This is a genomic window from Capillibacterium thermochitinicola, assembly GCF_013664685.1.
Lineage (GTDB): Bacteria > Bacillota > UBA4882 > UBA10575 > UBA10575 > Capillibacterium > Capillibacterium thermochitinicola.
Genome location: NZ_JAAKDE010000013.1, coordinates 98,229 through 107,357, shown reverse-complemented (window position 1 = coordinate 107,357; position 9,129 = coordinate 98,229). Strand labels below are relative to the sequence as shown.

Sequence of the window (9,129 nt, the reverse complement as noted above, 5' to 3'; positions counted from 1 at the left end):
TACAGTGTCTTGACACTATCACTTGCGGGTGTCCACAACCGCTTAATTATGATATATTATATAATATATTAAATATGTTGAAATCAAAACGGAACGGAGAAGTGATTGTTTTGTGGGCAATCCTGACCGAACGGCAGATCTTCCACAACAGTATCCTCGATTATCTGCTTTCGCTCGCCATCTTTGTGGTCGGCTCCTGGTTTCTGCGCCTGATCAAAAAATTCCTGCTGGCCAGATTAGGCCGCTGGGCCAAACGCAGAAAAAAAGAGTTTCTTTCGTTCTTAATTAACTGCGGGGAACAGAATCTTTTGCCCCTGATCTACTTGGGCGTCTTCTACCTAAGTATCAATCGCCTAACCCTGTCGCCGCTTTGGCATAAAATCATCAATAGTCTCTGCCTCGCTTTACTGGTGTTCTTCGTGGTCCGGTTTTTCCTCACTTTACTCAACCGCGGCTTGGATTATTATCTGATCAAACATGAAACGGCCGCGAGTAAACGCTACGCTTTCCGGATCGCCTCCAAATTCTTTTCCGTCCTGATCTGGCTGTTAGCTTTTATCGTTTTCCTCGACAACCTGGGGGTGGAAATTTCCGCTCTGGTTGCCGGTCTCGGGATCGGTGGTATTGCCGTCGCCCTCTCCGCGCAAGTTCTCCTCAGCGATCTCTTCAGTTACTTTACCATCTACTTCGACCGCCCTTTCGAAGTCGGTGATTTTATTATCGTTGACAACTTCTCCGGAACCGTCGAAAATATCGGGTTAAAAACCACCCGGATCCGCAGCCTGACCGGCGAAGAACTGGTCTTTTCGAATACCGATTTAATCAGCTCCCGCCTGCGTAATTACAAAACAATGAAACGGCGGCGCATCACCTTTACCATTGGCGTTAGCTACCAGACCGACGCCGCGCTGGTCAAAGAGATCCCGCAAATCCTCGCCGATATCGTGAACAGTATTCCCAATACCGAACTGAACCGGTCCCACTTCAGCGGTTTTGGCGAATACAGCTTCCGGTTTGAAGTAGTCTATTATGTCCTTACCAACGACTATATCAAATACATGGATATCCAGCAGGAGATTAATCTGAAAATAATCGAGGAGTTCGGTAAACGCGGGATTAAGCTGGCCTATCCCACCCAAACGCTTTACCTGCGAAACGGCTGAACAAAAAAGTCCGGCGGGGTCATCCCGACCGGACTTTTTCCTCTTTCAACCTAGCGATTTGATCTTGCGTGAAATACTTAAATAAAAACCCTGTTAAACATTAAAGCGGAACAGGGCCACATCCCCGTCTTGCATCACGTAATCCTTGCCCTCCAAACGGACAAGGCCTTTTTCCTTCGCCACGGTATAGGAACCGCAAGCCATTAAATCATCATACGCAACAATCTCAGCCCGGATAAAGCCACGTTCAAAATCACTATGGATTTTACCGGCCGCCTGCGGCGCCCTTGTCCCTTTTTTAATGGTCCATGCCCGCACTTCTTGGGGCCCGGCGGTCAGAAAACTAATCAAACCAAGGAGATCATAACCGGCCTTGATCAACCGGTCCAGTCCCGATTCTTTCAGCCCCAAGTCCGCCAGGAACACCTTTTTATCCTCCTCGTCCAACTGGGCGATCTCTTCTTCGAGGGCCGCACAGATCGGGAGCACCTCCGCTCCTTCCCGCGCCGCCAAGGTTTTAAGGGCGGCCACCCAGGGATTCTCTCCTCCTGCCGTCGCCAGTTCCTTTTCGGAAATATTGGCGGCATAAATCACCGGTTTTTCCGTTAGTAAAAAGAGCTCCCGGACCAGTTCCTGCTCCTCCTGGCTGAAGGATAGGGCGCGGACGGGAAGTCCCTCTTCCAACCCCTTCTGAATCTTCAGGTATAAATCCAATTCATCCAGGAATTTCTTATCCCCGGACTTCGCCATATTCCTGGTCTTTTCAATCCTTTTCCCCAGGGTTTCCAGATCGGCCAAGATTAACTCCAAATTGATAATCTCCACATCTCGCCGGGGATCAATGGAACCTTCCACATGAACAATATTTTCTTCGGCAAAACACCGGACAACGTGTAAAATGGCATCGACTTCGCGAATATGGGCGAGGAATTTATTCCCCAACCCTTCCCCCCGGCTGGCCCCTTTCACCAAGCCGGCAATATCCACAAATTCAACGGTGGCCGGGGTCACCCTCTTCGGGTTGTACAACGCCGCCAAGCCCGCCAACCGCTCATCGGGAACCGCAACCACCCCCACATTCGGTTCAATCGTGCAAAAGGGATAGTTGGCGCATTCGGCCCCTGCTTTCGTAATTGCATTAAACAAAGTGCTTTTCCCAACGTTAGGCAATCCGACGATTCCAATCTTCATTCCGGCCTTCCCTTCCTGTATAATCCTGAACGCTTAAACATTTTCTTATAATAGCAAATACCATAATTTTTATCAATCAGACCCACCGCAAAAAAATATAAAAATTTTGCTATAACCTGTTGCATTTGGATAAATTCTATGGTAATATAAGAGTACATTCTTCAGAGGTCACTGCCCTGAAGAATGGAGAGCGCCTCAGGCGTAAGGGCCCAACGACTGGAGCAGCTCGCCTCCCTCTTGACCACGCCGGCAGTCAGAGAGAGTGACCAACAACTATTATCCCTAATAATTCAGATAAACTTTAATTTTCGCCACCGTTTCGGGTGGCTCTTTTCTTTTTCTTCACATTCCTCCAAAGATTTTCCAAAACGAAGAAGCTTAGCTTCCGTCCCTCATATTTTCCCCCGGATGGCCAATAATAAAATAAACCTCTGTGCCATAGGAGCGAATCATGAAGTCATTTCGGATTGATCTCCATGTCCACACCCGGGAATCGAGCTTTTGCGGCCGCACCGAAGGGCGTTTGGTCGCCCAATTATATAAAAAAGCCGGTTATGACGGAATTGTCATAACCGACCATTATAATCGGGGATTTTTCCGCAAGTTTCCCAAGTCCGTACCCTGGCCGGCACGGGTTGACCACTTTCTGCAGGGTTACCGCGGGGCGCGGGAAGAAGGGGAAAAAATAGGTTTAACCGTTTTATTGGGCATTGAACTAAAGTTTATCGATTCCCCCCGGGAATATTTGGTCTATGGTATTGACGAATCATTTCTCAAAAAATACCCTGAACTATACAGGATGGGAATCGTCGAATTCCGGCGCTTGAGCAAACAGTTACCCCCCACCTCGGAAATTCTGATCTACCAAGCCCATCCTTTTCGCCCGGGCGTCACCCCGGCCCCGTTGGAACTTATTGACGGAATAGAGGTCTATAACGGTAATCCCCGCCAAAACTCCAACAACCAATTAGCGCTGGCCTTTGCCCGGCAGAACAACTTGCGCATGATCTCCGGTTCGGATTTCCATCGTCTCCCGGACTTAGCCCGCGGCGGCCTGATTCTCCCCGGACCTGTTGCCAACTCCCGGGAACTGGTTCGGGTCTTAAAGGAAAACGAAGGGATCCGCTTGATTACCAACGAACACCTCCCTTTCTCCTTTTTACGGCTGGTCACCGGGGCCGGCAATCTGATTAAAAAGTTGTATTACTACATAAAGGAGGATTTTTGATCCGGGGCCAGCATACAACTGAAGACCGCTTCACAAGTCTTCTTATCGCCGATGTAACAACAGCCTTTAAACTTGCCGGCACGCGCCCGTAAACGCACCAGTTCCACTTCAATACGGAGTTGGTCGCCGGCTAATGCGGGGGTGCGGAAGCGGACATGTTCAATATTGGAGAAGTAAGCAAGCTGTCCTTTGTTCTCTTCCGAGTTGAGAATCAAAAAGGCCGCCGTCTGCGCCATGGCTTCAACCTGGAGAACACCCTGCATGGGATAGAGTCCCCCGTAGTACTCCTGGGAAAACACTTCATTGACCGTAATATTTTTGATCGCGACCACCCGTTTCATCGGTTCCACCTCGATCACACGGTCAATCAGCAAAAACGGAAAACGGTGTGGTAAGACTTTTTTGATCTCTATGATATCCAGCAAATCATTCTCCCCCTTTGACAATCATGGTTCCCCTTCTTAGATGCTCGTATGAAAAGAGGATTTATATTAGTACTAGTTCTTGATACCAGGTTCTAATTCCTCTTTTTTCTCGAAATTTTAGTCCTCGCTTTTTACCCGCCGTTCAAATCTCCCCACTGCCGCTTGAGAAATTACTTGTCGTCCCTCGTTGTCCGTTATTCTTCCCTCGTTGCCCGTCATTTGTCCTTCGAACGTTTTGGTTATCCCTTCGTGTACGGACGGTCAACCGGTGGGCGCTTCCTGGCGCTCTATTTTCCGGCCGGATCGGACGTTAATTTTGACGAACTGGTATAAAGTATGTTCTGTAAAGACCGATATTATGTTGTAAGATGTCGATTATTATCCTCATTTTCCCCTGTAATGATTTATCCAGCTCAGATGCTTTTAACCTTTTATAGGCAAGGGGGTTGCCGGGAAATGTTGTTAAATAAAAAAAAACTAACCCTGAGGTCCAAGTTCATTCTGATCTTCTTGTTGATTGGCCTTGTTCCGGTCACCATCTTAGCGACAGTCGCACTGGTCTCCGCCAATAATGTGCTCAACGTCGAAATTGAGACCAAATTCAACATCTTCACAACGGAAAAAGAAAAGCTCCTGAAGACCTGGTTCACCGAACAGCAAAAAACCATCAGCCTCATTGCTTCGGTTCAAGATATTTATGAAAACCTAAACCTGTATTACTCTTTACGCGGTGGTTCCGAATGGCGAGATCAGAATGAAACCGTTGTCCTCCCCCTCCTCCAGCGGGTAAAAAACGAAAGTGGCTTTCGTGATCTATTTATTACCAATAAAAATGCCGAAATTATTAGTGCAACCAACCAAACCCACCTTAATCTGAACTTGGCAAACCGTGACTACATTCAACGCAGCTTAAGAGGGCAGGTTACCAATTCGGAAATCCACCCTTCAGAGCTGGCCGGCAACAATATCCTTGCGATCAGCGCACCAATTTACAAAGACCACACCAAGCGGGAGATTACCGGAGTCATCTGCGGTTACTATGACAGTAACCAGATTACCGAAATGACCCTAACCGGCCTTAATAACATTGGAACAACCGCCGATTGTTTTCTGATCAATGAAAACGGACAGCTCTTAACCCAGCCCAAACTGGGATACGGAATGGAAGTCCTAAAAAACAGGGTTGAACACGAAGGAATCAACAACCTCACCGCTGCCCTGCGCCGAAAAGACCTGAATTTCAGGGCCAATTTAATCTTCCGTAACCACTTGGGGAAGAAGGTTCTCGGAAACCTGAAAACCTTCAACCTGGGTACTTTCCCGGTCGGAATTGTTACCGCCATCGATTACGACGAGGCTTTTGCCGCCGTCAACAACTTTCGCACACTCTTTACCGGTATTTCCCTTATCATCAACCTCGGTATTTTGGTCCTCGGGCTCTTGTTTGCCAATTCGTTATCAAAACCGATTTTACGCTTAAATGCTGGCATAAAACGGATTAGCCAGGGCGATCTGACCATCCAATTCGATGTCAAACGCCATGATGAAATCGGGCTCCTGGCCAACCAGCAGAATAATATGGTGCAGCAAACCGCCCAACTGATTACCCAGATCGCTGATTCTTCCAAGCATATCAATCAATCTTCCCAGCAAATCGCCGTTGGTACCCAGCAACTGTCGCACCGGACCCAAGAACAGGCCGCCACTTTGGAAGAGATCTCCTCCACCATCGAAGCCATGAACTCCTCCATTCAAGAGGTGGCGGTCAACTCGGAACGGGCGGATGAACTTTCTCAAAGCACTTTACAAGTGGTAAACAGCGGAAAACAGAAGATCCAAGAGACCATCCGCGCAATGGCGGAGATCACCAAAAGTAGCAAACAAATTGCCGAGATCATTAAAGTTGTGAACGATATTGCCTTCCAAACCAATCTCCTGGCCTTGAATGCAGCGGTCGAAGCGGCCCGCGCCGGGGAGCAGGGCCGGGGGTTTGCGGTAGTCGCGGCCGAGGTGAGGAACCTGGCCAGCCGGACCGCTGAATCGGCCAAAGAAATTGAGCAACTGATCAATGAAAGCGTCAACCGGGTTGAGATCGGCAATGAACTGGTCAACAGCTCCTCGGAAATGCTCGAACAGATTGTGATCAACAGCAAGCGAACCTCCGACGTGATCATGGAAGTAGCAGCGGCAATGCGTGAACAGTCCAGTTCTTCCCAACAAATTAAGGCTTCGCTTGCACAATTAAACCAGGTAACCCAGGAAAATGCGGCCTTGGTTGAGGAGTTAACCTCTTCCTGCGAAGCGTTGTATGCCGAGGCTGAAACTCTCCGCCGGCAAATTGACTTCTTCAAACTCGAGGTGGACCACCAGGACGAAATTGAGTCTGACCGCCTCCCCAATCAGCGCTCTATCTTTCGAGCGATAAAAGACCGATTGTTTTTTAAAGAAGATAGTATTGCACATTTTTAATTGGGGGTGTACACCATGGCCAGAACAGATAACACCATGGATATTTTAAACTTGCAATTCACCAGCTCCGAAGCGGAGGAACAGCTTATTATCTTTTCCGTTGGCAACGAGGAGTATGGTCTGGACGTGCTCCGGGTACAAGAAATCATCCGGCATGTCACCCCGACCAAAATACCCCATGCTCCCGATTTCGTGGAGGGCGTCATTAATTTCCGTGGTGATGTGATCCCCACTATTTGCTTACGAAAAAGGTTCGGTCTTCCCCCCCGCACCGACCACGAATTCACGGTGATTATTGTTATTGAGATGAACGGGAAGATTGTTGGGCTTACCGTTGATCAAGTCTCCGATATTCTTAACATCCCCGCCGAACAGATCCAAGTCACCCCGGAGCTCTCCGCCCGTCCCGAAACACAGTACCTCAAGGCCATGGGAAAACTGGGCAACCGGCTGATTCTGATCCTTGATTTGGACAAGATCATGTCCATTAACAGTCAAGAGCAGTTGGAACAGATCATTGCCGAAACCAACCCGTCCGTCACCCAAGATTAATCTTTTCATTCGATAAGCATGCTGAACGGCCGATTGGTTAACCAGTCCGGCCGTTCTAAGTCCCGGAAGAAAGGGCAATGTTAAGGGGTTGAAATGAGATGACCGACCAGAGAGATGCCAATTTTATTGACAGTGATCTTTTAGCGGCCTTCATCGCCGAAACCAGCGAACAAATTGAACGCTTGGTGACGATCCTGCTCCAAATCGAAGCTGATAAAGAACGTCAATCCGAGTTTATTGACGAAATGTTCCGGCTTGCCCATAACATTAAAGGGTCCTCCGGATTGATCGGCCTCACTGAAGTAACAGAAGTTATGCACGAGATCGAGAACCTTTTTTCCGCCGTCCGCAATGGGCAGTACGCATTGGACAACGAAGCTGTTGACCTGTTGCTCTCTTTTACCGACGAGTTCAGTAATTATCTGACGAAAAATGTCATGACTACTCCTTTTGCGGGCGAAAAATGGTTGGAAAGAATAAAATCCCTTACGAACAAAGAATCCTCCACCCGCGAAACCAACCAGAAACCGGTCCCCCCGCTCATCCTGAGCGAAGAAGAAAAAGCAAAGGTCAATGCATGGCAGGAAGAAGGAAAATGCGTCTACGAGATCGACCTCAAGTTTTCATCCGACGCGCAAATGCGGAGTGTTTCCGCGGTCATCTTTCTCCGTTATCTTCGTACCCTCGGCAATGTGCTGACCACCGCGCCAAGTGAAGATTTAATTCCAGAAGAAAACTACGCGTCCTTTCGGGTGGTTCTGTTCACCGAAGACCAGTTGACACCGGAAATGGAACAGTCAATCCTTAATTACCCCCTAAATAACGGGGTCCAAGAGATCAATATCCGTAAATGGAATTACCGAAATGATGACCAAAAAGGGATTGACCCCAGTGCCGGCGATAGTTTGTCTGCCGGTCAGACCATCCGCGTGAAAGCAGAACGCATAGATAATGTCATCAATCAACTGGGCAAGCTGCTGACCATCAAAACCAGCCTCTCCCACCTTTACCAAAGTGGCTACCAAGGGAAACCAACCTGGGAACAGTTGGCCAAAATCCTCCAGGAGCTTGACCAAACCGTCTCCACCCTCCAAATTGGGGCAATGGACTTAAGGATGATCCCCGTCCGTCAGCTGTTTTCCCGTTTCCCCAAAATCGTACGGGACATCACAAAACTACTTGGGAAAAAGGTAGAGCTGCATTTTGTCGGAGAAGATACCGAGATCGATAAACACATCGGCGAGGAGCTGATTGATGCTTTAACACACCTCCTTCGCAACGCGGTCGACCACGGGCTTGAAGACATGGAGACCAGAAAAAAACTGGGCAAGGACCCCACCGGCCATATCACCCTTGGTGCCCGCCAGGAAGGTAGTCACATCGTGATCAGTGTTTCCGACGACGGACGAGGCCTTGACTTGGAAAAGATTAAAGAAAAAGCCATCGCCACCGGATTAATCAGCGAAGATAATAATTTGAGTGACGAAGAGATAATCCGTCTCATCTTTACGCCCGGGTTTTCCACCTCTTCACAAGTGAGTGAAATTTCCGGACGGGGCGTTGGGATGGACGTGGTCAAAACCAACCTGAAAAGACTGCAAGGCGATATTGATGTCCAAACCGAACCCGGCCGCGGGACAACCTTTTTGCTGCGTGTGCCTTTAACGTTGGCCATCATTCAATCGTTTATGGTCAAAGTCGGTGGCCAAATCTTTGGGATTCCCGTGACCGACGTGGTACAAAGTATAATCATTAAAGAAGAGGAGATTCATACGGCCGGTGACCAACTGATCTTTTACCGTTATCCCGAAACGATTCCTTTGGTTGATTTAGGCGAACATTTCCGCTTCCCCTTTGCCCGGGATAAAATGCGCATTCCCGTCGTGATCATCAACAGCGGCCGCGGTCATGTCGGTTTCATCGTCGAGGAACTGATTGGACTTGAAGATATTATGATCAAACCAATCAACAAAGCCATGGGTGAAGTCCAACAAATTGCCGGCGCAGCTCTGCTCGGCAGCGGGCAGATTGGTCTTATCCTTAACCACCAACTTATTGCCCAACAATTGTTGAACATAGATTAATCATCAGGCACGAGGGA

General features: G+C 48.5%; 7 protein-coding genes. 5 read left to right on the top strand and 2 right to left on the bottom strand.

The features are described from left to right. Window positions 1-77: 77 nt before the first annotated feature. Entirely contained in the window at window positions 78-1,163 is a 1,086-nt protein-coding gene (locus tag G5B42_RS07270; RefSeq protein ID WP_231133333.1) for a mechanosensitive ion channel family protein, read from the top strand. Between the two features lie 93 nt (window positions 1,164-1,256). On the opposite strand, the gene ychF is transcribed toward G5B42_RS07270, so the two are convergent. Further along, the gene (gene ychF, locus G5B42_RS07265; RefSeq protein WP_181339788.1) at window positions 1,257-2,354 is read right to left on the bottom strand and encodes a redox-regulated ATPase YchF; all 1,098 of its coding nucleotides are present in this window, start codon (window positions 2,352-2,354) and stop codon (window positions 1,257-1,259) included. A gap of 451 nt (window positions 2,355-2,805) precedes the next feature. Here ychF and G5B42_RS07260 point away from each other — a divergent pair, with 451 nt between their 5' ends. Continuing rightward, on the top strand, window positions 2,806-3,582 hold the full coding sequence (locus tag G5B42_RS07260) for a PHP domain-containing protein (RefSeq protein WP_181339787.1): 777 nt from the start codon (window positions 2,806-2,808) through the stop codon (window positions 3,580-3,582). On the opposite strand, the gene fabZ is transcribed toward G5B42_RS07260, so the two are convergent. Next, window positions 3,561-4,007 (bottom strand): 3-hydroxyacyl-ACP dehydratase FabZ, encoded by a 447-nt coding sequence (gene fabZ / locus G5B42_RS07255; RefSeq protein WP_231133332.1) that lies wholly within the window; start codon window positions 4,005-4,007, stop codon window positions 3,561-3,563. The genes G5B42_RS07260 and fabZ overlap by 22 nt on opposite strands. 456 nt (window positions 4,008-4,463) lie before the next feature. On the opposite strand from fabZ, the gene G5B42_RS07250 reads away from it, so the two are divergent. The 3 genes from G5B42_RS07250 (at window position 4,464) to G5B42_RS07240 (ending at window position 9,112) form a co-directional block, all read left to right on the top strand. After that, on the top strand, window positions 4,464-6,476 hold the full coding sequence (locus tag G5B42_RS07250; protein WP_181339786.1) for a methyl-accepting chemotaxis protein: 2,013 nt from the start codon (window positions 4,464-4,466) through the stop codon (window positions 6,474-6,476). Window positions 6,477-6,491: 15 nt separating this feature from the next. Next, entirely contained in the window at window positions 6,492-7,028 is a 537-nt protein-coding gene (locus G5B42_RS07245) for a chemotaxis protein CheW (RefSeq protein ID WP_231133331.1), read from the top strand. Window positions 7,029-7,126: 98 nt separating this feature from the next. Then, the gene (locus G5B42_RS07240) at window positions 7,127-9,112 is read left to right on the top strand and encodes a chemotaxis protein CheA (protein ID WP_181339785.1); all 1,986 of its coding nucleotides are present in this window, start codon (window positions 7,127-7,129) and stop codon (window positions 9,110-9,112) included. Window positions 9,113-9,129: the final 17 nt, after the last annotated feature.

Bases quoted from the DNA above. Each gene is read 5' to 3' on its own strand.
- G5B42_RS07240 (WP_181339785.1), top strand. From the start codon at position 7,127: ATGACCGACCAGAGAGATGCCAATTTTATTGACAGTGATCTTTTAGCG.
- G5B42_RS07250 (WP_181339786.1), top strand. From the start codon at position 4,464: ATGTTGTTAAATAAAAAAAAACTAACCCTGAGGTCCAAGTTCATTCTG.
- ychF (WP_181339788.1), bottom strand. From the start codon at position 2,354: ATGAAGATTGGAATCGTCGGATTGCCTAACGTTGGGAAAAGCACTTTG.
- G5B42_RS07260 (WP_181339787.1), top strand. From the start codon at position 2,806: ATGAAGTCATTTCGGATTGATCTCCATGTCCACACCCGGGAATCGAGC.
- G5B42_RS07245 (WP_231133331.1), top strand. From the start codon at position 6,492: ATGGCCAGAACAGATAACACCATGGATATTTTAAACTTGCAATTCACC.